This is a genomic window from Candidatus Kapaibacterium sp. (assembly GCA_025059875.1).
GTDB lineage: Bacteria > Bacteroidota > Ignavibacteria > Kapaibacteriales > HRBIN21 > HRBIN21.
Genome location: JANXCT010000010.1, coordinates 1 through 25153 on the forward strand (window position 1 = coordinate 1; position 25153 = coordinate 25153).

Genomic DNA, 25153 nt, shown 5'->3' on the forward strand with positions numbered 1-25153 from the left:
GGGGGCCGACGTAGAGGACCCGGGGACGGTAGAGCCGGTTGTCGCGGTGCTGCTCCACGATGTGCGCAAGCAGCCCGGCGCTACGGGCGGCGAAGAAGATCGGCGTGTAGAGCTCGATCGGAATGCCGAGCAGGTAGTAGACAGGTGCGGCGTAGTAGTCCAGGTTCGGGTACAGGCCTTTTTCGGCCAACATCACCTCCTCTCCGCGCTGGCACATCTCGACAAGCTCCCCTCCTTCGCCTTTGGCCACCACAAGCTCCCGGAGCGTCTCCTTGAGGATCACGGCGCGCGGATCGGGGCGGCGCATGTAGACGCGATGCCCAAAGCCCATGATGCGCTCCTTGCGGGCAAGTTTTTCGCGAATGAGCGACTCCAGCCGCTCGGCGCTTTGCGCCTCCAGGAGCATGTACATCACAGCCTCGTTTGCACCTCCGTGAAGCGGGCCTTTAAGGGAGGCCACAGCGGCCGTCAGGGCTCCGTAGACGTCGGCCAAGGTCGAGGCCACCACGCGCGCAGCAAAGGTGGAGTTGGGCAGCTCATGCTCGCTGTAGGCGATCAGGCTCTGCTCAAAGGCGCGCACTTCCTGGGGGCTTACGTCTCGGTCTACGATGGCGCGCAGGAAGTTCTCCACAAAGCCGCGTCCGGGATCGAAGCCCAGAGGTGCCTTACCCTCCGCCAGGCGCAGCAGATTGGCCGTGATCTGGGCGATCTGCCCAATGAGGCGCGGGGCTTTGGCGAGCTCCAACTCAGCATCGGCCTTATTAGCCTCGGGATCAAAGCCGCCAAGGGCAGAGACGGCCGTCCGCAGCCGATCCATGGCGTGCATCGCAGGCGGTAGCTTGGCCAGGAGCTCATAGAGAAGCTCCGGAACGGAGGCCTCGGTCATCTGCCGCTCGAGCTCAGCTCGACGCTCCGGACCAGGCAGCCGCTCATCCAAAAGCAGACCCACGACGTCCACGTAACCTGAGCGGCGGATGAGGTCCAAGAGGTTGTAGCCGCGCACAACGATCTCCTCGCGCTCCGTATCCAGCACCGAGATCCGCGTCTCGGCCGCAATCACCCCTTCCAAGCCGGGGCTGTACGGTTGCTGCTCAGGCATCGTACGGCTCCTCCTGCATGTCTACGACTGACCTTGCCTGTACCGTATCGGAGGCGCAAAGCTACGAACAAAGCCACCCTGGCGTGCGGGGACGGCTACAGGAATACGTTCCGAAAGGCCTCCTCCGGTGAGGGAAAAGGCCGCTGGAGAACCTCCTCTACTGCCCGGCTTAGGGTTTCCCGAATCCGCTCGCGAAGCGCAGCGACGTCCTCAGGACCTAGGACGCCACGCTCTTGGAGGAAGCTGATGTAGCGCTCAACGGGATCGCGTGCCTCCCAGTAGCGGCGGATAGGTTCGGGAACATAGGCTGCATCATCGTGCTCCGCATGCCCGCGCATGCGGAAAGTGATGGTCTCCAGCAGCGTTGGGCCCTCTCCCCTACGGGCACGCTCAACGGCACGGCAGCAGGCCTCGTAGACCAATTCCACGTCCGTACCATCGACGACTTCGCCGAAGCAGCCATATCCGAGGGCGCGATCTGCCTGGAAGGTACAGGCATACTCGAGCCGGTTTGGAGTGGAGTAGGCGTACTGGTTGTTCTCGATGACCACCACAACTGGCAGCCGCTGGACAGCAGCGAAGTTGATTGCCTCGTGGAACTCTCCGGTCTGCGCCCCCCCGTCTCCGATGAACGTCAGCACTACGGTGTCCTCTCCCTTGAAGCGGGCCGCCAGCGCATACCCCACGGCGACCGGCAGCATTGCGCCGAGGTGGGAGATGTTGCCGTAGATGCGCCGCTGAGGATCCGCATAGTGCACGGTGCCATCAGTCCCGCGGGTTAAGCTCCCCTCACGCCCGAGATGGGTTGCCAAGAGCGCTTTCAAATCCTGACCGCGAACGAAGTGGACCCCAAGGTCGCGGTGCATCGGGAAGATAGCGTCCGTAGGGCGTAGCGCAAACGCCGTACCGACGGCAACAGCTTCATTCCCGAGCTGAGCATACACCCCGCCAACGGCCCGCCCCTGCCGGTAGAGGCGAATCATCGCCAGATCGAACTCCCGCGCCCACAGCATCCACTCAAGAAGCCGGCACCGCTGATCGTCACTGAGCCGTGGAGAAGCTCGGAGAGGTGGGATCGGGGCATCAAGGTCCGGCAACTCTGGAGTTGGGCGCCAGCCTGGGAGGACTGTCCTCGGTACCAACAGGGCCACTAAATCCTCCTTCAGCATTTGCATCCACGGCACCTGAGGGCAGCGGGCGACCAAGTCCTGAAGGGGGAGAATCCCCGTCCGGCGCCATCGCTGCAGCTCCGCTGGACTCACCCCTAAGTGCGTCGCAAGGTCACCGTCAGCTGTAGCCCCGAAGAAATCCCGCAATGCCTGGAGTATCGCCGCCACTTGCGATTTCTCAAAACGGAGGTCCATCCGGCCCTTTCCCATAGCTTCCCCGAAGGCGAAGTGGACTACTGTTGTAGCACTGAACTGCTCCTCACCCCCTGACGATCCCTGTCAGCACCCGACATCGCTGCCAGCCGTCCCCATTCTCGCGCCGCGACAATTGTCACCCCCACGGTAGCCACGATAGAAGCCCCTACCGGCAGTGCGACAGGCGAATCAGCCGCCTGCAGCTCCACCACCCACCGTACCCAGTTCCAGCAGAGCAGCACAACGGTCACCAACCACATGCCCGCAGCAATTCTCCGGAAGCGCCACGATAGACGCCATATCGCCGCCGCATGGACAGCCACCACAACATTGCCCAAAGCTGCCCGGATTCGCTCGTGCCCTTCCCCAAGCACCCACGCCGATATGCCGAGTAGCAGTAGCGCCCCGATGTAGCCCACCACCCACCGAAACATGCCGTGCGACATGCTGCTGCAGCACTCCATCCAACCGCCAGCGGTAAGACGCAGAGCGCCATCTCCAGAGTATAGAGCCATGCTGCAGGCTGGCCGCCTACGGTATTTTTGCCGACAAGTTCCGCTCAGCAGCCTATTGAGATGCTCCAGCACTTGCTTCTGTCAAAGTCCGTCCTGGGCTTCATCTTCCCATTGTGGTGCTTTGCTAGTATAGCCAACTCTCTACGACAGCTCAATACGCGGGGCGATGATTACATCGTTGGACTCCTCGGACCCGCCCTCATCATCTCACGCGATGGTGCGTCTCGTTACAGAGCCATATGGCTCCGGGATGATGCCCGCTGGAATCTACCTCAGCTGAAAGCTCTCTTAGCCGACACCACGTTCCTCCCTCGCACCATCCTCAGCGATTCCCCCCAGCCCACAGTCCTTGGTACCGTCAACACTCCGCATCGCTCCGCTGAGCTTGCCGTGCGCCGATGGAACGGTACCGAATGGAGCCTACCTGAACCCTTGAAGGAGCTGAACTCTTCCGCGTAGGATGGGCATCCTGCCCTATCCCCTGACGGTCAATGGTTAGCGTTCGCCTCAGACCGCCCTGGCAGGGGAAGATTAGACCTCTACATCAGCCCCCGCCTCCCCGACGGTAGCTGGGGTACGCCGCAGAACTTGGGCGCTGCGGTGAATACCCCTGCTGACGAGGCCATGCCGTGGTTCCTCCCCGATGGCCGACTCATCTTCGCCACCCGGAGATATGACCACTTCCCTACGCGCTGGAAGCTGGCCGTCGCCCATCGCGACGCAGATGGCTCATGGGAGTGGAATGCCTTCATACCCCCACCCTTGACGTCAGAGGACGGTAACGCGATCTCTCCTGCAGTCTGGCACGACACTCTCTTCTTCGCTTCCGACCGCCGTGGTGGTCGCGGTGGGTATGACCTCTACGCCTTCCCACTCTGCGGCCCCGTCACGGTCGTCCTCCATTCCAACTCGCCTATCCTAGCCGCACGGACTACCGTGACTGTCAGCGGTAGTGATGGGCTTGAGCGACGATGGGAAGCTGCTCCGGCAGAGCTCCGCTTTGCCGCAAGAGCCTTTCAGCACTACACAGTGCAAGTCCACCAGCCCTGTCGTCCCCCGGTCGAGGTACGGTTCCAGCCTCCCTGCGACTTCAGCCATAGCGTCGTGTACCACCAGACGATCTCCCTGCCCAAGACTTTCGTCGTACAGACTGCTGTGCTACCGCTACCAGGCAACACTGCTTACAGACCTCTCACTACCGAACACGCCTGGGCCGGTGCCCTGCAGTGGAGCTTCCAGCTCCGGCCGACCCCCTGACTCCTGCACAGCTCCCCACCTGGAATATCGGAGCAGCTCAGGAGACTGAACTCTTACTGGATAGCCTCCCAACTCCTCTACCACCTCGCTGGGCGTCCAGAGTGCCTGTCCTCCGGTGGTCCCCTCGTTGAGATCACTGGAACGGCAGCACCGGAGGACACCCTCTTCTATGCCGGCCCCCCGCTCTCCTTTGGCTCTCTGGCTCTAGTTCCGGGCACAGTGCTGTCAGGCCATCAACTAGTGTTGGTACGTGCTCATGCCTTAGGGGTTGAGCTCCAGAGGCGATTACCATCCCCCCCTCCCCCCTCTCCGCTGGCGCTTTGAGGCTCAGCTCTCTCCTGGGAACCCGGTGGTGATTTGCCGAGTCCAGCTTGGTGCCGACTGAGCTTTTTACTAAGTTTGTGGCTGCGTTATGTCTAAGCCTACAAGAGGGAGTCCCATGCAGCCTTCCGCAGAAATGACTCAGCAAGAAGTTGGTGTTGAGCCTCTCCCTGTACGACAGATCCACCACGTAGAGCTCTACGTCGGCAATGCCAAGCAGGCGGCTTACTTCTACCGCCGGGCAATGGGGTTTGAACTGATTGGGTTTGCAGGACCTGAGACTGGTGTCCGCGAGACTGCCTCTTACGTCCTTCGGCAGAACAAGGTTACGCTCGTGGTAACAGCTCCTGTCCTCCCGAACCATCCCATTACGGAATGGTTGGCCCGCCACGGCGACGGGGTACGTGACGTTGCCTTTGAAACAGATGACGCTGAGTTCTGCTATCGGAAGGCCGTAGAACGAGGAGCACGAGGTATACAGGAGCCGACCGTGCTGGAGGATGAGTACGGCAAAGTGATCGTTGCCTCAATCGCTACGTACGGTGAGGTCATCCACACCTTCGTGCAGCGAGATTCCTACGCTGGCGTCTTCTTGCCACCGTACAAGCCGACGCCGAAGGATACACTGGCACAACCGGTTGGCTTCAAGCACATCGACCATGTCGTAGGGAACGTAGGCTGGAACCAGATGAACGAGTTCGTGGCCTTCTACAACCGGGTCTTCGGCTTCCAGCGCTTCGTCTCCTTTGACGACAAGGATATCTCCACCGAGTACTCGGCACTACGTTCCACAGTGGTGGCGAATGAGAACAAGTGGATCAAGTTTCCCATCAACGAGCCCGCTGAGGGCAAGCGCCGATCCCAGATTGAGGAGTTCATCATCTACAATGCGGGTCCTGGCGTCCAGCACATCGCACTGGAGTGTGAGGACATCATCCAGACGGTCCGTCAGCTGAAGGCCAACGGGGTGGAGTTCCTCTACACCCCTGTGACCTACTACGACGTGCTAGAGGAGCGCGTCGGCAAGATTGACGAGGACATTGCTGCCCTGCGAGAGCTGAACATCCTCGTGGACCGGGACGACAAGGGATACATGTTGCAGATCTTCACAAAGCCAGTCCAGGACCGACCCACGCTCTTCTATGAGCTCATCCAGCGGAAGGGCGCTGAGTCCTTCGGCAAAGGGAACTTCAAGGCGCTCTTTGAGGCCATAGAGCGGGAGCAAGCCCTCCGAGGCAATCTCTGACGCTAACGTGGGAACAAGGTACCCAACGGGGGGACTGACGCTGCCCCATATGTGCCATCAACTATGTCTGCATAATGGCATCTGATTCCAGTGTTGCAACTCCTCCGGTGCAAGAACGTGAAACAACACCGTTCTTCGAATCTGTCAATCGCAACTTCGCAAAAGCTGCAGCGCTACTAGACTACCCCCGCGGACTCTTAGAGCAGATCCGTGTCTGCAACAAGGTCTACTACGTCCAGTTCCCCGTGCGTATCCGCGGCGAGATCCAAGTCATTCAAGGCTGGCGCGCAGAGCATAGCCATCACCGCTTGCCTTGCAAGGGAGGCATCCGGTATGCAGAGACAGTGGACCAAGACGAGATCATGGCACTCGCAGCTCTGATGACCTACAAGTGCGCGATTGTCAACGTTCCATTCGGTGGCGCAAAGGGTGGCATTCGGATCAACCCCCGCAACTACACAGAGGAAGAGCTGGAGCGCATTACCCGCCGTTATACCGTTGAGCTCATCCAGAAGAACTTCATTGGCCCCTCGTTAGACGTCCCAGCCCCTGACTTCGGGACGGGACCACGGGAGATGGCCTGGATTGCCGACACCTACATGACCTTCCGCCCTGACGACATCAATGCGTTAGCATGTGTTACCGGCAAGCCCGTGGAACAGGGCGGTGTCCGCGGGCGTACTGAAGCCACTGGCCTAGGAGTATACTTCGGAATTCGAGAGGCCCTCTCCATACCAGAGCTAGTGCGCCCCCTGGGTTTGAGCCCCGGGATAGAGGGAAAACGCTTCATTGTCCAAGGCTTCGGGAACGTGGGATACCATGCAGCGAAATTCCTCCAGCAAGAAGGTGGAGCCATCATCATCGGTGTCATAGAGTGGGACGGTGCCGTCTACAATCCAGATGGCATCGATGTGGAAGAGCTGGCACAGCACCGCAAAGAGACGGGTTCCATCCTCTACTTCCCCCGCGCCAAGACTATCCCGCTAGAAGAGCGGGACTCTGTCCTGGAGTACGAGTGCGATGTTCTCTTACCAGCAGCGCTCGAGTCACAGATCCACCGCTACAATGCACCGCGTATCCGGGCCAAAATCATTGCAGAAGCTGCTAACGGCCCTACAACAGCAGCAGCAGAGGAAATCCTGCAGCAGCGCGGCATCCTCGTCATCCCTGACATCTTTCTCAACGCCGGTGGGGTCGTGGTGTCGTACTTCGAATGGCTCAAGAACATCGCCCACGTACGCCTTGGACGCTTGGAGAAGCGTTTTGAGGAGCGCTCCAACCAGCGCCTCGTCGAGATGGTAGAACGTCTGACAGCAAAGTCCCTCACCCCAACCGAACGGGAGCTGCTCCTACGTGGGCCGGACGAACTGGACTTGGTTCGCTCCGGTCTTGAGGATACTATGATTACCGCCTTCCACGAGCTGTGGCGAACCTACAAGGAACGAAAAGGAGTCCACGATCTGCGGACGGCTGCCTTCATTGTGGCGATTGACAAGATCGCCACAGCTTACTTCCAGCTAGGGATCTTCCCGTAGTGTGCCGGCAATAGTACTTCTACCTCAACTGCGGCCTCCGGCACGAGCACCCCATTCTCCTGCTGTAGCAAGGAGACACCGTCTACCTTCGCCTTTGGGGCTGGGACGTCACCCCGCTGAACCCGTATGCAGCGTCGCAGTCCACGCCAAGAGCACTCTAGCTCCACCCACTCGACGCCGTCAGGCAGCCATGGCCCGATGTGTAGTCCCTTATCTGTCACCCATACTCCGGCAATGTCACACACCAGCAACTGGAGGAGTTCTGACCAGTTCCAGAGCAGGATACCTACCTGGGGGCAGGGCGGCACTGGACGGGGGCCGTAGAATTCAAACCATGATCCCGAGCGAGCTTGCGGAAGGGAAGCCAGCCACTGCAGTACTCGCCATACCCGATTAGAGCGGCCTTGCGCTGCATATGCCCGGGCAACTAAAAGGGATGCCAAAGGCCATGGCCCAGGGGAATCGGGCTCCGAACTGATGTGATACCGTCCATACCCACCCCCTTCCCAACGCTGGTTCCAGAGCTGTTCTACGGCCTCCATCGTACGGTGTGCCAGCGCGGAATTCGGTGGGATAAGCCTATGGATGATCGGCAGGGTGACAGATACATCGGGATTGAGCCAGTGACGCTCCTCAGTACGTAGAGGTACCCCTTGGGGGATGGCAGGATGATCCTGAGGATGAAGTTCCCACTGGACCTCTCCAGTGATACGCCGGCGCTTGATGAGGCATCCATTCGCTACGAGCCGATATCGGGGATGGAACAGGAGAGCTCGCTGCATGCGGAGAGCGGCTGTCTCCCATCGGACAGCCCGCTGAGAATCGCCTACTCGCTCTGCTAACCGAGCAGCTGCCTTCCATCCCGTCACGAGCCAAACCTGGTAGGCGAGCTCAAAGCCGTCCTCTACGCCGTGCAACGGCATGCGTTCCCAGTACTCCCGCGCATTATGGACGAGGAATGCCCGCTCTGCTCGGAACCGGAATGGATACTCAGCAACTGCGGCCAGCTTCCGCCACCAACGACGCACGAACTCTACATCACCGGTCCAGCCGACGTATGCATCAACGGCCGCTAGCAACACCCCATTCTGATCCAGCTCGACCAACTCTGGCGGTCTTGGCCGACTAGAATCCCATGGGGCACCATCGCCCTGGACCAGCGCTGTGAGAACTCGCTCCAGCACTGCTTGCGCCTTTGCGTGATGTCCGGCATTGAGCAGCCCGAAGACGTTCATACAATGATCCCGCACCCACTCCAGGTTGTACTGCCAGATACTGGCGTCCATCCGCCCGGAGACGGAGATGGTAGCCGGAAGCTGCCAACAGGCGGTTCGGAAGAGGTGTTCGAGAAACGGCTCTGAGCACCTCAGCTGGTGAACCTGATTCCAGTACTCTACAGCTTCTGCTGCCGGCCCCTGAGGGATGGTCCATCGGCAGAGAGGTTTTCCATCCTGAATGACATACTCTAGTGCCAACCGACGCTCCTCACCGCTTCCGAGCTGAAACTCTGCTTGGCAGTGGCGATCCTTTACTCCCGTCCACACCCGCAGCAAGACCGGCTGCCCTTCGTTCCGCAGCCGGACCAGACGTAACAGCCGGGGGACTTGCAGATCTGGGTAGAAGAACTCCTCCCAAAGCCACAACGCACCAGCGCTCCAGGAAGCCTTTACTGTTGGAACGGGCGCTGTAACATCCCACTCAACTTGTGGACTTGTGGCCGCGTAGTGCTGCTCCGAGACCGCCAGTGCAAGCTGCGTGTCCGATATGCCTCGCTGCGCATGGAAGTTGAGAGCTGCGCGCTTAGGCCCGAAGTGCTCTGGGTCGAGTAGTGCAATGCCCAACGGTGTCCCGACTTGGGGGCTATACTGGATTGCAGCCGCACTGAGACCGTTGCCTAGGAAAAAGTAGCAGACTCCGGGCAAGTCCGTTCGAACGTCGGGGTGCCCTTCGTTTGGATTATCGTTGTACGGCATCGGCTTCTATCCCCCTCGTGCAGAGCCTACAGACGATGAACGGCGGGTGAACACTAGCTGAAAAGCCATTTCGTTGCTCTTTTTGGCAGACTGAGGAAATTTGACACGGTTTGACTTCGCCGCCAGCATGCAGAAGTCAGAACGACTCGTCGCGCTGGACGCTGTCCGTTTCGTGGCAATGTTCCTGATGATTCAGGGGCATACGCTCGACGCGCTCGTAGCACCCACGGAGCTAGATGTGACAAAGTTCCCGTGGTCGGTCTGGAATTTCCTCCGGGGACTGACGGCGCCGGTCTTCCTCCTCGCGTCGGGAATCATCCATGTCTTCGCCACCAAGCGAGACTCCCATGGACGACTTCCTAGACAGCTCGTATGGCGACGAATCCGATGGGCACTGACGCTGCTGGGCATTGGGTACCTCATGATGTTCCCGGCCCAGCGCCTCTGGCACCTCAACTACGTGCCCGCCGAGCAGTGGACAGCCTTCTTTCGGGTCCACATCCTCCAACTCCTGGGCGTCACCCTGCTGGCAGTGTTGGCACTCTTCCTCCTCACGCGGACCCATCGTCAACTCGCTCTTGCAGGGGCTATAGTGGGACTGCTCATCGTCCTTGCTGCACCGGCCGCAGCATGGGTTGACTGGTACCGCGTCCTGCCCGAACCACTGGCAGCCTACATGAGTACGGACCGGGGGTCCCTGTTCCCCGTGATTCCCTTCAGTGCTTACCTCTTCCTGGGCCTACCACTTGGCGCTTGGCTCCTCCAACTCCCAAGTGGCACACGACTCTGGGCACTCCAGCGCATTGTCCCCCTTGCAGGTCTTGGCCTGACCGCTGCTTCTGTAGCGTTAGCCCCCTGTTTCCAAGGCTTGCTCCCGCCACACGCAAATCCCTTCCATGCGAATCCAGGCTTCATCCTGCTGCGGTTTGGCCTAGCATTGGTTTTCGTCGGGGCTATTGCTTGGCTCTACGGATGGACACGGAATTGGGCAAACCTCTACACCCTTGCTGGACGCTACGCCCTCTTTGTCTTCGTTGGCCATCTGGTAGTCCTATATGGTACCCCGTGGTTCGACAGCTTCGCTCGATGGTACCCCAAGACGCTCTCCCTGGCTGAAGGGATTGGGATTCTGGCTGTCGTCTTAGCCCTCCTCGGGGTAGGGATTGCAGCTGCCGAGCTCTTGCGTCGCTGGTGGCGGAAACCGTCCCTGCTCTGGGCTGGGGTAGGTAGCGTCTTGGGCTACATCCTCCTGGCTCCCTAAGGCACCATGCTCCCCATTCACCCCGCGATCGTTCACTTCCCAATAGCCCTCTTACCCCTTGCAGCGGTTCTGCGTTGGTGGCTACTGTGGCGACCTTCTCCGTGGGGAGACCCTGCAGCACGCCTATGCAGCTGGCTTGGGACGCTTTTCTTGGCAGCGGCAGTCATCTCTGGACAGGCCGCTATCCCTACACACATGCCAGAGGAGGCTACACCTGTATTCCAGCTTCACCAGCAGCTTGGGACACTGCTCTTACTGTGGTACGGCAGCATAGCGCTCTGGGAAGTAGCCCGCCACCACAAGATGCGACGAGTAGAGCTGTTAGCACTAACACTCGCCCATAGCATCGGCTCTGCTATTGTGCTCTTCACTGGCTCCCTCGGCGGACGCTTGGTGTACGAGTACGGAGTGGGGGTCACTGCAGGGCAGGACTAACCTTTCGCTCAAGAGTGCTGGAAAAGCGCTGTGAGGACACAGCCGCGGTGGACGGCAGGATGCTTGCAGGAAGCCCCACTCATACTATGAAGCGCATCATGCCATACGCGATCACAAACGGACCGAACCTGCACCACAACGTTCTCGACGTGCTGCCAACCGCGCTATGCACTCTGCCAGCTCTGGCTCTCAGTAGCCAAACACACCAACTCGGCCGCTGACGACGTTGCCGGTTACTTGCCGCCATCCGATGCTCTAAACCCCACGTCTCGGAACCTCGTGCTACTCTGAACGGCGTTGGAGACGCCGCCAGCCTCATTGCGGTGTCCAGGAGGCCTCGAAAACATTCTAGGGACTGGTGGTCCGAATGAGGAAGCAGCTTCGCGAGCTTTTCCTGTTGGGCTGGGGAATGGACGGGAAAGTCACGTTGGTGCAAGCTACATATTGCCCTAGCCCAAACAGTTCCAGAGCGTAATAGACCCCGCCACTTCGGGCAGTCAGCAGCCCATCGACGGCACATGGATTCCGTGCAGAGTTGGCGATTGTCCACAACGCAGCCCAAATCCCGAGATTTCAACACCAGCTGAGCTCTCAGGAGTAGCTTCCAACGCCAGATACCGAAGCCGCCACGTCTCAAATCAAGGATGCCAACGTGTTCGCCGAAGGCTCAGCGACACAAGAGGTGCAATCCTGCGAGCACGTAGAGCTAATGCATCAGCGCCTTGCCGTAGGTTTCCGCTCCCGAGTCCCACGCCAAGTTGCTTACCGAATGCAGAACTGTTCCTCCTGCAGAGGCAATTCTCCCGCCGCTGAAACTCCGCGAGGAGCGCATAGCTTTGCATGCTCCTTCAAGGCCATTCGAGCATGCCGACCTTGGTCATCGATGGCGAATCCCTTCGTATCGAGGAGCTCTGGCGCGCCGTCACGGAACCCGGCTGGCAGCTAGAGCTAAGTCCCAGGGCCCGCCAACGCATCGAACAGGGCCGAGCGTGGGTAGAACGATGGTTACAGGAGCAACGGCAGGTCTACGGTGTTACAACTGGGTTCGGCGAATTAGCTGCTGTCCCCATCTCCGCCTCTCAAGCCCGTGAGTTGCAAATCCACTTGGTACGATCCCACAGCGTCGGGGCTGGAGAGTGGCTCCCCTGCGAAGTCTCAAGAGCGATGCTCCTCCTACGAGCTAACGTGCTGGCCCGCGGGTACTCTGGCGTGCGGCCTGCGGTCGTAGACTCGTTGATAGCTCTCTTCAACAGCGGCCTTGTACCGGCAATTCCCCGCCAAGGCTCTGTTGGGGCTAGTGGCGACTTAGTCCAATTAGCCCACCTCGCACTAGCCCTCATCGGAGAGGGGTTCTTCCGAACGGAGAACGGCATAGAGCCCGCTGCAACGGTACTGCAGCGCCATGGCCTTGCTCCACTCCAGTTAGAGGCGAAGGAGGGTCTAGCCCTCATCAACGGCACCCAGATGACAACTGCATACGGGGCTCTTAGTGTCTACCGAGCGTGGCAATGCGCTCTCATCGCTGACGTTGCAGCAGCCCTGACTGCCGATGTTCTCCGAGCCTCCCCAACCCCGTACGACGCCCGTCTCCATTCACTACGCCCCTTCCCTGGCCAACAGCGCACAGCAGCCCGCCTCCGCATGCTCCGTGCCGGAAGCTCCCTCCAACATCTCCCTCGGCCTACCCCTCTACCACAGGATGCCTACAGCCTACGCTGCATCCCCCAAGTCCACGGCGCCTCCCACGATGCTATTGCTTACGTTTGGAACGTCGTCCAGATTGAGCTCAACGCAGTCACGGACAACCCCATTGTAGACCTCGACTCCGGCCAACCGATCGAGGGTGGGAACTTCCACGGACAACCCTTGGCGCTAGCATTGGACTTCCTCGCACTGGCATGTGCTGAGCTTGCCAATATCTCCGAACGACGCATTGAGCGCCTTCTGAACTCACGCACCAGCGGGCTCCCTGCCTTCCTGGCGGCTAAGCCGGGACTACATTCGGGACTGATGATTGCCCAGTATACAGCAGCCTCCATCGTGTCGGAGAACAAGGTCCTGTGCCATCCCGCGAGCGTCGATTCTATCCCCACTTCAGCTGGCCAGGAGGACCACAACTCTATGGCGAGCATTGCTGCTCAGAAGGTGTGGCAGGTGGTAGAGAATCTGCAGACCGTACTTGCTCTTGAGCTGCTCTGTGCCGCACAGGCGTTGGAGTACCTCCGGCCTAGCCGCAGCAGTTCTCGGTTGGAGCGCCTCGTGGAGTGCATTCGCGACCACGTCCCGCCCCTCCAGGAGGACCGCCCACTCTACAGAGACGTAGAGCTTCTGCGTTCCCTCATTACTTCTGGCGAGCTGCTCGCTGCTGCTCTCCCCGAGAGCGTCGGCGACTACCCAACCTCTCACGACCTTCCTATCCCCAACATCATGCCTGCGCAATAAAACTTGCGCCGGTGACGTCACCGAGCGATGCTGGGCGATGTTAAACTCTCGCTGCCTTGCCATGCGCTTACTTATAGACTCCGCGAACCTGGATGAAATCCGCACAGCCGCAAGCTGGGGCATCTTGAGTGGTGTAACCACAAACCCAACGTTGCTGGCGAAGGAAGACCCGAGCGTAGACATTCGTGAGCGGCTTCTGGAAATCCATCGCATAGTCGGCGGTCATCTCTCGGTCGAGGTCGTCTCTACAGACACAGCCGGCATGCTACGGGAGGCCGAAGAGATTGTCTCTTGGCTGCCGGAAGCCGTCATCAAAGTACCGATGACTCCTGAGGGGATGGCGGCTGTCCGGGAACTCTCACGGCAAGGAATTCCCACGAACGTCACGCTCGTCTTTTCACCCGCCCAAGCCATCATCGCTGCGAATGCTGGTGCAAGCTTCGTAAGCGTCTTCTTGGGACGCCTGGACGACATCGGCGGTGACGGTGTTCGAGTCTTGGCTGACATCTGCGAGATTTGGGAGCGGCAGGGAATCGAGGCTGAGCTCATTGCGGCATCGCTGCGACATCCGATGCACCTGGTCGAGGCTGCTCGTGCTGGAGCCAACATTGCCACAGCTCCCTTCCGCGTCCTTCGGCAGGCCATGGCTCACCCCCTCACCGACCTCGGCCTCCAGGCATTTCTGGCGGATTACCAGCGCCTTCAGGAAGAGCAGGCACGCGCACGGCAAATCCCGCTGGTCTCAGTCACGTAAGGTCATCCTTGGAGCTGCAGAACCATGCCTCGCCGTGATCGTTTCGGTGTCGTACGCTCGCTACAGACCTCGACAGGAACGCTCTCGTACTACAGTCTCCCCGAGCTGGAACGGCAAGGTTACCGAGTAAGCCATCTCCCGTTCTCTCTCCGCATCCTACTGGAGAACATCCTCCGCTCAGAAGACGGCTTCACCGTCACCGAGGAGCACGTCCACAACCTACTCTCATGGCAGCCACGCCCACCGGAGCGGGAAATCCCCTTTATGCCGACCCGGATTCTGATGCAGGACTTCACGGGGGTGCCCGCCATCGTCGACCTGGCGTCGCTCCGGGCGGAAGCAGCCCGAAAGGGTGTGTCGCCAGAGCGCATCAATCCATTGATTCCGGTGGACCTGGTGATCGACCACTCAGTCCAGGTGGACTTCTTCGGCACCATCTGGGCTTACGAGCGCAACGTGGAACTGGAGTACCAGCGGAATCGCGAGCGGTATTCCCTCCTGAAGTGGGCACAGCAGGCCTTCCGAAATTTGACCGTCCTCCCTCCGGGCATGGGCATATGCCATCAGGTCAACTTAGAGTACCTCGCACAGGTCGTGGCGGTCCGGGACGGCATTGCCTGTCCCGACACGCTCGTCGGGACGGATTCCCACACCCCGATGGTCAATGGAATTGGAGTCTTAGGATGGGGTGTTGGCGGGATCGAGGCTGAGGCAGCGATGCTCGGCCAGCCCCTCTTCCTCCTCCTGCCCGAAGTCATAGGTCTCCGGCTCATTGGGGAACTCTCACCAGGAGTGACGGCTACGGACCTGGTGCTGACAATCACCGAGCTGCTCCGCAGGTATGGCGTCGTCGGCAAGTTCGTAGAGGTCTTCGGTCCTGGCCTGAACTCCCTAACGGTCCCTGACAGAGCTACCATCGCCAACATGTCCCCTGAGTTCGGATGTACCGTCACCTACTTCCCCGTTGACAACCAGACTCTAGAGTACCTCCGCGCTACGGCCCGACCGCCAGAGCTCATCGAGCGGGTGGAATGGTACTGCAAGGAAAATCTCCTCTGGCGCGAAGCCGAAGAGTCCATCCAGTACACAGACGTGCTCACTCTGGACCTCTCCACTGTAGAGCCTACTCTGGCAGGTCCTCGACGCCCACACGACCGAGTGCCATTACGAAGCGCGAAGGCTACGGTCATCAGCAGTCTGGAGCAGACATACAACCGAGCCTACGTACCGATAGAGGAGCGGTGGGAGACTATCGCGCAGGCAGCAGCTATAGGCAGCCCAGGGTCCACTGTCGCTGTTGCGACCCGTCCATCCTTGCGGACGGTTCCTATCCGTACCGATGGGCTGCAGTTCCTGCTCAGCGATGGCGCTGTCGTCATCGCCGCTATCACGAGCTGCACCAATACCTCCAACCCAACGGTTATGCTGGCAGCCGGCCTCTTGGCGCAGAAGGCTGTCAAACGTGGGTTACGCGTTAAGCCATGGGTCAAGACTAGCCTTGCACCAGGCTCTCGCGTGGTAACGCAGTACTTGAGGCGGTCTGGGCTTCTCGACGCTTTAGAAGCCCTCGGCTTCCACGTCGTCGGATATGGCTGTACGACATGCATCGGCAACAGTGGGAACCTGCCAGAACCGATTGCACGGGCAATCACCGACAACGAGCTCGTCGTTGCCGCTGTGCTTTCTGGGAACCGCAACTTTGAGGCCCGGGTCCATCCCCAGGTACGGATGAACTTCTTAGCCTCCCCGCCATTGGTGGTCGCCTATGCTCTAGCAGGCCGCGTAGACATTGACCTTCTATCCGAGCCGTTAGGGACCGATCCGAACGGGGAGCCGGTCTACCTGCGGGACATCTGGCCCAGCCCTGGGGAGGTCCGCTCGCTTATGGAGCAGGTGCTACGTCCGGAGGACTTCCGGTCTACATACTCCAGCGTCTATGCTGGCGACCGCTTCTGGCAGGAACTGGAAGCTCCGAAAGGCGAGCTGTATCAGTGGGATCCTGATTCTACGTACATCCGTGAGGCACCCTTCTTCCGTGATCTACCGCTCCATCCTCCGCAACCGGGCGATATCCGAGGTGCCCGTGTTCTGCTATGGCTTGGTGACACAGTAACGACTGACCATATCTCCCCGGCCGGCTCCATCTCCCCCTTCTCCCCAGCAGGGCGATGGCTCATCGAGCACGGAGTAGACCCCCTGGACTTCAACTCCTACGGTGCCCGCCGTGGAAACCATGAAGTGATGGTGCGCGGCACATTTGCCAACATCCGGCTCCGGAACGCGCTGGCAAGTCGCGAAGGAGGATGGACCCGCTACTTCCCAAGTGGCGAGGAGCTGACAGTCTACGATGCCGCCATGCGATATCTGGCTGAAGGAGTCCCAACAATCGTTCTTGCGGGCAAAGAGTATGGCAGCGGCTCCTCTCGTGACTGGGCGGCGAAAGGTCCCGCTCTCCTGGGCATTCGAGCTGTCATCGCGGAGAGCTTCGAGCGCATCCACCGCAGCAACCTCGTTGGCATGGGGATCTTGCCGCTACAGTTCCCGCCGGGCGAGTCAGCAATGACGCTCGGCTTGGACGGCAGCGAGCTCTACGACATCATCGGCATTAGTGATGGCCTGGCTCCCCAGAAGGTCTTGCGAGTGATCGCTCGCAAGCCTGATGGAAGCACCCGCGAATTCAGCGTCATTGCTCGCTTGGACGTCCCTGTGGAGGTAGAGTACTACCGCCACGGAGGCGTCCTGCAGTACGTCTTCCGCAACATCCTCCAAAGCACCGTGAGTGCTAGTCCCTGAAACGAGTGTCGGTAGGGTGAATCGCTCTGCCTAACCCCTGCTCCCCTTTCTGCAAGGACTTGCGGACCATCGCTGTTTGTGTTAGCAGAATCGCTAAGCGCGGTCGTTAAACGACATGGGCGGTTGCCGGTTAGGGGTGCGTGGAGCCATTCTGCGGCAGCGATAGGGACCTGCTTCTCCTCCTCTGTAGCTGCAAAGAGCAAAGATGCCAGGGACGCGGGTTTCCCACGTGCAGAGTCGTGAATCGCCTTCCGGACCTCTCTTCCCACCCCCCTTCTGGTACGGTGCGCTTGGCTGTCTTGCGGCAGCTACTGCCCTCTACTTGGTAACATGCGCGCCCGACGTCACCTATACGGACTCCGGGGAGCTTGCCGCCTGCTGTGTCGTCTGGGGAGTAGCCCACCCGACTGGATACCCTCTGTTCACGCTGCTTGGGCGTCTGTGGGTGACGCTACTTCCTTTCGTCCCGCCAATTAATGCGCTCAACGCACTAGCGGCTCTTTGGACAGCCCTCTCCGCGGTCGCCTTCTTCGGACTCTGCTGGGAATTCCTCTCGCTGACTGAAAAGCCGGAGGAGCCAGTGCAGCAAGCGGCTGTCTGCGCGATCACAACGCTCGCCTATGTGTCAGCACGAACCGTCTGGGAGCAAGGAACAGCGCTTGAGGTCTACTCACTGCATCTCCTCTTGCTCTGGCTCGTGACGTGGGCAGTGCTAATGGCATGGCGTACTAGCTCCATGCGGTGGCTGCTGTTGAGTGCTTACATCGTGGGGCTAGGCTTGGCACACCACGCAATGACCGTGCTGCTCCTGCCTGCCGTCGCATGGCTTTATGTGCCGATGTTCCGTCAGCGTGGAAGACAGCCTCTCGGCTTACTGTTTGGACTTGCTCTGCTACCCTTGCTGCTGTACGTAACGCTGCCCTTGCGGAGCGCGGCCGAGCCACCGCTAGATTGGGGCGGAGTTGCCCGCAGCCCTGACAAGTTCCTTTACCACGTCACCGGCAGACAATACCAGGTTTGGATGTTGGCCGACAGCACGACATGGCAGAAGCATGCTGAGCTCTTTGCCCACCTCCTGCCATGGCAGCTCGGTGTTGTGGGACTTCCAATCGTTGCTCTCGGCATCTGGCGGCTATGGCGGCAATCCCGATACCTTTTGGGCTGGCTCGTAGTGCTCATCGGTAGCTGCCTGCTCTACGCCTTCTCCTATAGCATCCACGACATCGCTCCCTACTTCCTACAGGCATACGGTGGACTGCTCCTCGCGCTGGCCGTGGGTCTTGCCTTCCTCTGGAAACGCCTCCCTCGCGTCCACTGGTTGTTGGGAGCTATCCCTATCGTGAACCTGGCCGGCAACTGGCAAGTCAACGACCGGAGCAGCGACTACACTGTAGCTGCCTACGTACAGCTCATCGGGGAAATTGCTCAGCCGAACGCGCTCATCATCTCCTCGCAGTGGGACTTCTGGTGCTCGGCTTTCTGGTACAAGCAGGTAGTCGAAGGATTCCGGCCAGACATCGCCCTCGTTGAGCAGGAGCTCGTGCGCCGCACGTGGTACCTCCAGCAGCTCCAGCGATGGTATCCCGACGTCATGCGCTGCTGTGCTGATGCATTACGCCTCTACGAGCAACAGCTCGAACCCTTCGAAGCCGGCCAGCCGTACGATGCCGTCCGCTTGCAGCGAGCCTACGAGAACTTCTTCAACTCCCTGATTGCCGCGCATATCCAGACTCGTCCCGTCTACCTCTCACCAGACATTCTCGTCCGCGAGCCAGCTATTGGAGCAGCCTACGCGAAGGTCCCGGAGATTCTCCTACTGCGCCTACACCCAACCCCTGACACTCTCCCCGGCTCTCTGCAACGCTTAGACTTCACCAAGCTTGCCCAGAGTCTACGCCGACAGCGTTCATCGCTAGACCGAGAACTCCGGGAAGCAGTCGTCCGCGGGATAAGGGCTTCCCTCTTGTACGCTCGTCAACACGGACAGCTTAGTGTAGCGGAACGTCTGGAAGATTACCTCAATGCCTTCGGTGCAACCGTCCATAGCTTGCCTTGACAGCAAGGCATGGCCCACCGGTATTTTTGCACGTGCTACTTAGTGACAGGTGGCCTATGAACGCCGTTGCGACAATCTTAGCTGGCGGTGTGGACATATACCTGTGGCCGGAGAGCCGGGAGCAGATACCCAAGTTCCTCCTCCCTCTCCTTTCAGACGGTTCGATGCTTCAAAATACCCTCCAGAGACTCCGTCCGCTCTTCAGTTCTGACCGGATCGCGATTGCGACAACGGCCTCACTCCAACACCTCCTATGGGAACATCTCCCCAACTTCCCTACTGAGCAGTTCATCATTGAGCCAATTGCCCGCAACACTGCACCCTGCCTCGTATACGCAGCCCTTTGGTGGGAACGGCGCTCCTCCCCAGATGTACTTGTCCTCTTCCCAGCCGACCATGCAATCGCAAACCTTGGGGAGTTCCACCAGAGCGTGGAGACTGCCGTCTGGACAGCCTATACAACTCAGCGACCAGTTCTGTTAGGCCTCCCTCCGCGCTATCCTGAGACTCGATTTGGCTACCTCCAAGTAGAGGAATGTCCGGACCCATCTCTAGCTCAGCGTGGGGTCCTACGAGTGCGGACATTTGCGGAGAAGCCCGATCGTGAGACCGCCCAGCGTTTCATTGATTCTGGCGACTTTCTCTGGCACACCGGGATCGTAGCGCTACCGATAGCGACCCTCTGGGAGCTGCTCTGCCGGCATCTTCCAGACTACTACTCCCTCTTTGCCCCACTGCTGCGCTCAGCTTCAGAGCTTTCTCCCGAGCACATAGAGCGCATCTATCGCCAGCTTCGCCCCCTATCGCTCGAACACGGATTACTGGAGCCAGCCGCTGCTCAGATGCTGGCACTCCGCTGCTCTTTCGACTGGACCGATGTTGGAACGTGGGACGAGGTCTATCGCCGCGCCCTGAAAGACCCACGTGGGAATGTCCTCCATGGCGACGTTATCGCCATAGATACCAGTGGTTGCTACGTCAGCGCCCTCGGGGGAAAGCCCATCGCCCTCATCGGACTCAACGGCCTCATCGTCGTTGACACCGACGTTGCAACCCTCATTTGCCCACGTGGAGCCTCCGAGCGCGTGGCCGAGATCGTGCACTACCTCCGCCGCAAGAAAATGCGGCACCTGCTATGAAGTCCTGCACATCAAGCTGCAAGTGACGCTGCGCAGGACTAGGCCGGCATCACTCCAACGTCACCGTTAAGCTCAGTCGGTTGACTAGCCCCAATCGGCGGGTTGGGGTGAGGGCGTAGTCTAGCTGTCCACGGAAACCGCTCCCAACGTATCGAACTCCTACCCCTCCTGACAGCCACATTTGGTCGTTCCCAAAACGGTAGCCCGCTCGCACCGACAGTAGGTCGTTCCACGTATACTCAGCCCCGACAGCAAACTGCTCCGGCACGTCGGAGTAGGTCTCAAAATCCAAGGCCGCAATGAGGCGATGTTCTTGGTGGCCCTCAGAGTAAAGCTTAGCTGTAGCCGGCCGACCCTGGATAACGCTGAGAGCATCGAATGCAATGCCTGCTCGGAACATCAATGGGATGGCATAAGGGTTCGTTACGATGCTCATAGCCGTTGGGTCAGAGTTCAAAGCATCTATGAGCCGACGCTGGAGGTAGAGCCCCTGTCCAGAGTACTCCATGTTCGGCCCCAAGTTGTGCACGGAAAAGCCCAAGCGCAGCCCGTAGAAATCCGTCTGGTAGAAAGTTCCGACGTCGAAGGTCACACCCGTCGCAGAGACATCTAACAGACTGTTTTGGACGAATCGCCCAGTGACGCCGAAGGAGAACTGCTCTGTCACACGCCCACCGAAGGTAACTCCAACGGCAACATCGGAGATGGTGTATGTTGCCCCTGTCCCCTCGGGCTGCTCTAAGGTCGTCACGGGGATATCACCGCTGGCGAAGCTAATGAAACTACCGGCGAGCCGGAAATTCTCCCCCAATGGCACTGCTACTGCTGCGAAGTTGTGCGAAAACCCTCCGAACCACTGCGTATGGGAGAAGTGGCCGCTGATGCCCGTAATGTCCCCGACGCCGGCTGGATTCCAGTAGATGGCTGTCAAATCATTGACGGCTCCAGCACTGCCGCCGAGCCCAACAGCGCGAGCTCCTATGGGCAGCTTCAAGAACTGTGATCCCGCTGCTCCTACCTTCTTGAACTCGCCTGCTGAGGGCGCATAGAGCTGGGCACTGCTACTAGCCACCCCAAGCAGCACAATGATAGCGCTCTGCCACAGAGTTCTCGGCTGCATCTCTCTCCGTGCTTACTCTGGTACTTGCCGAATCCCACCAACAACTACGCTGAAGGGGAGCACGGCCTTAGCACCGTTCGGTGTCTCGATGTGTGCAACGAAGGCCTGGCTCGCTACGCGTTGCAGGTTATCCGACAGCAGGTCCCACACAGCAACCCCCAGGCGCCCTTGCTCCTGTGCGGTACGGGCATCGTACTCCAGCGTCCGGACCAGCTCACCACTAAGGGTGTAGATTCGGATTGTGCATCGCTCCGGCAACCGAGTGAAGAAGATCTTCGCATCGTACTGCGACCGCTGGGCCTGGTGGACAACGTAGTAGGGATTCGGGACCACCTTGACCTGCTGCTCTAGTATCGCGTCTGTGATCTTGTCTGGTGGCGAGGGTTGGCTGACTCGAGCGCGAATCTTGGCGCCGGGAAGCGGGAAGCCCAGCGCTCCACCAGTAGTCTCAAAGACAATCGTATCACCAGGACGGAAATCGCGCGTAGGCTGGCTTGGGGCCCTATCAACACCTGAGAGTGGCGACACCCCCCAACCTCGCTTGTTGGCGAAGTCGATGAGGAACCGACATCCGGAAGCCACGAAGACATGGACGAAGTCAATCGTATCACCATCACTGATGACCGACAAGTAGTACCGACCCTGCTGGGGAAGCCAGTCGCCTAACTGGACACGGCGCTGGGTAATCCCGTCGGCGCTCCGTCCGTTGACCCACGGGACAGCCGCAAACCCATATGACCCAATCGGGACCTGACGGGCATCAGGGCCCGTACCACGCGAAAGAGTAAGATCTACCCTCGGCAGCTCACCAGGATAGGAGACCTGCACAGGGCGACCCGTTACTGGATCGAGCCGCTCAAAGCTGGCAGCGTTGTAGACCTTCACGTTGTAGTAAGGCACCTGCACCTGCTTGGAATTCCGTCCTGAATTCCACGTAATCGTCACCGTCTCTGTCCCTCCGGGCTCCAAGACGACCAGATACCGCGCCGGTCCGTTGTTGAAGCTGACGTATCGCTGTGTCGCTGGATCCGGTTGGGTGAGCTGCACCTGAGTGCGATCTGGATACACGGGAACGTCCACATCTGATCCGGCTCGGCGCTCAGCCCGATATGGGCGGTACTGGCCAGCCCACTGTTGGACGGCATAGTCAAAGGCAAAGCCGAGGGTGCCATAGATGTACTGGTCAGGAGCGTTGCATACCGCATCCGTGCGAAAGGTTCCCGTCCGCTGGACGTAGCTGACGGTGTCAAGCCGACCAATCCCCTGCGTCGTATCCCCAGTAAAGACTCCCGCAAACTCCGAAAACAGTCCTACGACGGTCCCCTGGCATTGAGTCGGCTCAAACAGGGCTACGTAGCGCCCCAATTCCGTACCAGCCGTCAGGTCGCGCAGAATGACCTGTCGGGCATAGATCCCGTTGACAGCTCCCTGAGGCGCAAAGAACCGCGTCCCGAACCACAAGGGCTGAAATTCGACTTCCAACTCGTGTCCACCAAAGAGCTGCTGAAGCCGTTGCTCATCCTGGACGAGGAAGCGGAAGTTGTAGATGCCTCCCAACTTGTCCCGATCTTCGGAGGTTATCGTAATCGTAGCTGGCTCGCTAGCTGGCGCTGGGCGCGGGAAGGCTTGCAAGACGTTGACTCCCGTTACGCCGATGTTGAGCTTACTCGGAGTGCGCTGGATAACATCCCCTTCATCGTACGCCAGCAGCCGGTAGTAGTAGTCCACATTGTTGAAGAGTCGCTCGGTGCGAGCTGGATCCGGATTGTCGTCGACGGTGCCACTTCGGTCATCATCTCCGACGTCTACGAATGTCCGGTTGTTTGTAATTCGAGCGATGTAGCGGGCAATTGTCTGCCGAACCTGCTGCCGTAGCACTGGGTCGTCGTCAAAGTCTGGAAAGACAAGCGTTGCCTTCCCTTGCTGGATATAGTCGTAGAGTGCGTTGAGGAACTCTTCTGTGCTAGGGAAGCTTTGGCGCACCAAGCCACGTCCCCCAGTCAGGGCACGGCTAATCTGGACTTCACCTGTCAAGTACCGGTTCCGGGTGGCAGCATTCAGCGACTGCCAAAATTCACCCCATGGCTCCCCACCAAAGCCCACGCGGGCAACGCGGACTGTAAAGCTATCAGGCTGCGATATGAAGACCAGGGAGTCTATCCGCGGATAGGGGCTCCCCGGCAGAAGTGGACGGTCCGACTTCTTGATGAACGGATTGGGCACCTCCCACCGAGCAATCTCCTTCCATCCAAAGGGTCCACGCGATGCGGCGGAACGGTGGTCCACATCAAACGAATCCAGGTCTAGCCGGCGGGCACGGTAGAGTCGATATCCCAAGAAGTCCAATCCTCGTTCACTGTCGTCGTACGTGTACTCAGCTGTCGAATCCCAACGGATCACTACACCATTGTTCAGAGGACTCCACGAGAGATTGGACCTATCCGGAGGGATTGGGGCCTTGAAACCGCCGTCGTAGACTGCTTGGGCAAACCGCACCTTCCGGACGAGTTCATCGAGGTCTCCAAATCCTGTAGCATCCCGTCCAGTAGAAGTCGCAGCCAAGATCAGTCCAACGACGACTCGGGCTGTATCTCCAGGCGCCATGTTGAATGGGCCTGTCGCCATCAGGAAGCGCTTGTCCCCAGGCCCTTGATCGCCATCCCGAATTCGTGCAGCCATGAAGTCATACCGCTCCTCGTCACCTGTGGGATCATTCTCGATAACCCAGTTCCGGAACGTCACCAACCCCAGTTGTTCCGAGAGCGGGTAGAAGCGCCGGTCTTTCCGAATGAAGCCTGTGGCTGGATCTACCGCTGGACTCTCCAGGAAAGTCATCCCCAAGTATCCAAACCCCTTTCCAGCCTCCCCCTGGTCTGGATTGCTCCACTGGATTGCCAGGTTGAGGGTCGGGTCCTCGTCGTAGAAGCGTACTCGATCGTTCCCGGCAATCGCGACCGGGTTAGCGGCTGGACCAATGTCAAAGTCCATCGCTGGCGCCATCCAGCACTCGTAGAGCGTATCCTGCGAACGGTTGATGATGAGGTACTTCAGGAAGATGAAGTCGCCGTAGTCGCCGAAGCCCCAGGAGTAGATAGTCTGCTCAATGTCCACGCGCAACGGATACCCCTGTGAGCGCCGCACAGCAACCCCCCCTTCGTACCGCCGCAGGTCAGTATCCTTGAAGACACACCAGATATCCTCCTGCGAGATAAAGGCCGGTCCCCGAGGATAGGTTCGCAGGTTACGCAGCGTCAAATCATCAATGTAGTCACCAAAGTAGCGATTGACCTTCAGCGTCTCACGCTCGGAGGTGATCCAAAGCGGCCAGTTCGGTCCCTGAGGCCGCTGTCCCGCTTGTTCTGGCAATGGAGTACCATCGGGCGCATAGTCCGTGGAGAAGTACAACTGGTACTTGTCTTTCAGCTCATCGTTGTACTCGTCGCCGTCCGCTACCCGGCCTGGTACCATCCAGGAGGCTCCAGAATTCGGGTTATAGGAAACAATTACGAGTTTCCGCAGTTCACCGCGGACACGCTTCTTAGCCCCGAACCAGATCCCACCACCGAAGATGTACTGATTCTGCGAGCCCCGAGGCCAGAACCCTCCGCCTCGGTTTGCCGCAATGTTGAGGCCGAAGATGCCGTAGTTCGTGGTGTAGAATTCTATGCGGCTGACACGATTCCTCCGCTGCTCAAACGTTCCCTGAGCAAGCCGCTGGGGTTGTGGGATATCTCCCTCTTTTGCTCCGTAGTGCTCACGGGCCGTCCTCGCATCCGCAGAAAGCACTAGGATGACACCGAAGACAGCAGGCAGCCACCACCGCATCTCTCCATTCTCCCGCTT

17 protein-coding genes are annotated in these 25153 nt (G+C 59.4%); 11 read left to right on the plus strand and 6 right to left on the minus strand.

Annotated elements, in window-relative coordinates; translation table 11 throughout:
• From NZ960_08210 to NZ960_08220, 3 genes are all read right to left on the minus strand, one after another.
• The coding region (locus NZ960_08210; protein MCS7177573.1) for a citrate synthase at positions 1–1099 on the minus strand (1099 nt) is incomplete at its 3' end.
• 95 nt (positions 1100–1194) lie between these two features.
• Positions 1195–2478 (minus strand): thiamine pyrophosphate-dependent dehydrogenase E1 component subunit alpha, encoded by a 1284-nt coding sequence (locus NZ960_08215; protein MCS7177574.1) that lies wholly within the window; start codon positions 2476–2478, stop codon positions 1195–1197.
• A 23-nt stretch (positions 2479–2501) separates the two neighbouring features.
• Positions 2502–2909, minus strand: a complete 408-nt coding sequence (locus NZ960_08220) for a hypothetical protein (protein ID MCS7177575.1) — start codon at positions 2907–2909, stop codon at positions 2502–2504.
• Positions 2910–3038: 129 nt separating this feature from the next.
• Between NZ960_08220 and NZ960_08225 the strand changes: the two genes are divergently transcribed.
• The 4 genes from NZ960_08225 to NZ960_08240 all read left to right on the plus strand — a co-directional run bounded on the left by NZ960_08225 (position 3039) and on the right by NZ960_08240 (position 7337).
• Positions 3039–3437, plus strand: a complete 399-nt coding sequence (locus NZ960_08225) for a hypothetical protein (protein ID MCS7177576.1) — start codon at positions 3039–3041, stop codon at positions 3435–3437.
• A gap of 165 nt (positions 3438–3602) precedes the next feature.
• Positions 3603–4235: a hypothetical protein gene (locus NZ960_08230; GenBank protein MCS7177577.1), complete on the plus strand. Its 633-nt coding sequence runs from the start codon at positions 3603–3605 to the stop codon at positions 4233–4235.
• A 457-nt stretch (positions 4236–4692) separates the two neighbouring features.
• Positions 4693–5802 (plus strand): 4-hydroxyphenylpyruvate dioxygenase, encoded by a 1110-nt coding sequence (gene hppD, locus NZ960_08235; GenBank protein ID MCS7177578.1) that lies wholly within the window; start codon positions 4693–4695, stop codon positions 5800–5802.
• Positions 5803–5876: 74 nt separating this feature from the next.
• Complete coding sequence (locus tag NZ960_08240) at positions 5877–7337, plus strand: Glu/Leu/Phe/Val dehydrogenase (GenBank protein ID MCS7177579.1); 1461 nt, start codon at positions 5877–5879, stop codon at positions 7335–7337.
• On the opposite strand, the gene NZ960_08245 is transcribed toward NZ960_08240, so the two are convergent.
• Complete coding sequence (locus NZ960_08245) at positions 7310–9310, minus strand: hypothetical protein (GenBank protein MCS7177580.1); 2001 nt, start codon at positions 9308–9310, stop codon at positions 7310–7312. The two genes, NZ960_08240 and NZ960_08245, sit on opposite strands and share 28 nt — an antisense overlap.
• Positions 9311–9410: 100 nt before the next feature.
• Between NZ960_08245 and NZ960_08250 the strand changes: the two genes are divergently transcribed.
• The 7 genes from NZ960_08250 to NZ960_08280 all read left to right on the plus strand — a co-directional run bounded on the left by NZ960_08250 (position 9411) and on the right by NZ960_08280 (position 20190).
• Complete coding sequence (locus tag NZ960_08250) at positions 9411–10571, plus strand: DUF1624 domain-containing protein (protein ID MCS7177581.1); 1161 nt, start codon at positions 9411–9413, stop codon at positions 10569–10571.
• A gap of 6 nt (positions 10572–10577) precedes the next feature.
• Positions 10578–11006: a DUF2231 domain-containing protein gene (locus tag NZ960_08255; GenBank protein ID MCS7177582.1), complete on the plus strand. Its 429-nt coding sequence runs from the start codon at positions 10578–10580 to the stop codon at positions 11004–11006.
• 864 nt (positions 11007–11870) lie between these two features.
• Positions 11871–13448 (plus strand): histidine ammonia-lyase, encoded by a 1578-nt coding sequence (hutH, locus tag NZ960_08260; protein MCS7177583.1) that lies wholly within the window; start codon positions 11871–11873, stop codon positions 13446–13448.
• A 61-nt stretch (positions 13449–13509) separates the two neighbouring features.
• Positions 13510–14202, plus strand: a complete 693-nt coding sequence (gene fsa, locus NZ960_08265) for a fructose-6-phosphate aldolase (GenBank protein MCS7177584.1) — start codon at positions 13510–13512, stop codon at positions 14200–14202.
• A 24-nt stretch (positions 14203–14226) separates the two neighbouring features.
• Complete coding sequence (gene acnA, locus NZ960_08270; protein MCS7177585.1) at positions 14227–16995, plus strand: aconitate hydratase AcnA; 2769 nt, start codon at positions 14227–14229, stop codon at positions 16993–16995.
• A 205-nt stretch (positions 16996–17200) separates the two neighbouring features.
• Positions 17201–19051 carry a DUF2723 domain-containing protein gene (locus NZ960_08275; GenBank protein ID MCS7177586.1) on the plus strand — a complete coding sequence of 617 codons (1851 nt, stop codon included), beginning with the start codon at positions 17201–17203 and terminating at the stop codon, positions 19049–19051.
• A gap of 56 nt (positions 19052–19107) precedes the next feature.
• Positions 19108–20190: a sugar phosphate nucleotidyltransferase gene (locus NZ960_08280; protein MCS7177587.1), complete on the plus strand. Its 1083-nt coding sequence runs from the start codon at positions 19108–19110 to the stop codon at positions 20188–20190.
• Positions 20191–20239: 49 nt separating this feature from the next.
• On the opposite strand, the gene NZ960_08285 is transcribed toward NZ960_08280, so the two are convergent.
• Positions 20240–21310, minus strand: coding sequence for a PorV/PorQ family protein (locus NZ960_08285; GenBank protein MCS7177588.1), 1071 nt, complete (start codon positions 21308–21310; stop codon positions 20240–20242).
• 12 nt (positions 21311–21322) lie between these two features.
• The gene (locus NZ960_08290; GenBank protein ID MCS7177589.1) at positions 21323–25135 is read right to left on the minus strand and encodes a hypothetical protein; all 3813 of its coding nucleotides are present in this window, start codon (positions 25133–25135) and stop codon (positions 21323–21325) included.
• Positions 25136–25153 lie beyond the last annotated feature (18 nt).

Excerpts from the sequence above, each read along its gene's own strand:
- NZ960_08230 (MCS7177577.1), top strand. The coding sequence starts at position 3,603 with ATGCCGTGGTTCCTCCCCGATGGCCGACTCATCTTCGCCACCCGGAGA.
- NZ960_08285 (MCS7177588.1), bottom strand. The coding sequence starts at position 21,310 with ATGCAGCCGAGAACTCTGTGGCAGAGCGCTATCATTGTGCTGCTTGGG.
- hutH (MCS7177583.1), top strand. The coding sequence starts at position 11,871 with ATGCCGACCTTGGTCATCGATGGCGAATCCCTTCGTATCGAGGAGCTC.
- NZ960_08275 (MCS7177586.1), top strand. The coding sequence starts at position 17,201 with ATGCCAGGGACGCGGGTTTCCCACGTGCAGAGTCGTGAATCGCCTTCC.
- NZ960_08255 (MCS7177582.1), top strand. The coding sequence starts at position 10,578 with ATGCTCCCCATTCACCCCGCGATCGTTCACTTCCCAATAGCCCTCTTA.
- NZ960_08280 (MCS7177587.1), top strand. The coding sequence starts at position 19,108 with ATGAACGCCGTTGCGACAATCTTAGCTGGCGGTGTGGACATATACCTG.
- NZ960_08245 (MCS7177580.1), bottom strand. The coding sequence starts at position 9,310 with ATGCCGTACAACGATAATCCAAACGAAGGGCACCCCGACGTTCGAACG.
- NZ960_08240 (MCS7177579.1), top strand. The coding sequence starts at position 5,877 with ATGGCATCTGATTCCAGTGTTGCAACTCCTCCGGTGCAAGAACGTGAA.
- hppD (MCS7177578.1), top strand. The coding sequence starts at position 4,693 with ATGACTCAGCAAGAAGTTGGTGTTGAGCCTCTCCCTGTACGACAGATC.
- NZ960_08290 (MCS7177589.1), bottom strand. The coding sequence starts at position 25,135 with ATGCGGTGGTGGCTGCCTGCTGTCTTCGGTGTCATCCTAGTGCTTTCT.
- NZ960_08220 (MCS7177575.1), bottom strand. The coding sequence starts at position 2,909 with ATGTCGCACGGCATGTTTCGGTGGGTGGTGGGCTACATCGGGGCGCTA.
- NZ960_08225 (MCS7177576.1), top strand. The coding sequence starts at position 3,039 with ATGCTCCAGCACTTGCTTCTGTCAAAGTCCGTCCTGGGCTTCATCTTC.
- fsa (MCS7177584.1), top strand. The coding sequence starts at position 13,510 with ATGCGCTTACTTATAGACTCCGCGAACCTGGATGAAATCCGCACAGCC.
- acnA (MCS7177585.1), top strand. The coding sequence starts at position 14,227 with ATGCCTCGCCGTGATCGTTTCGGTGTCGTACGCTCGCTACAGACCTCG.
- NZ960_08215 (MCS7177574.1), bottom strand. The coding sequence starts at position 2,478 with ATGGGAAAGGGCCGGATGGACCTCCGTTTTGAGAAATCGCAAGTGGCG.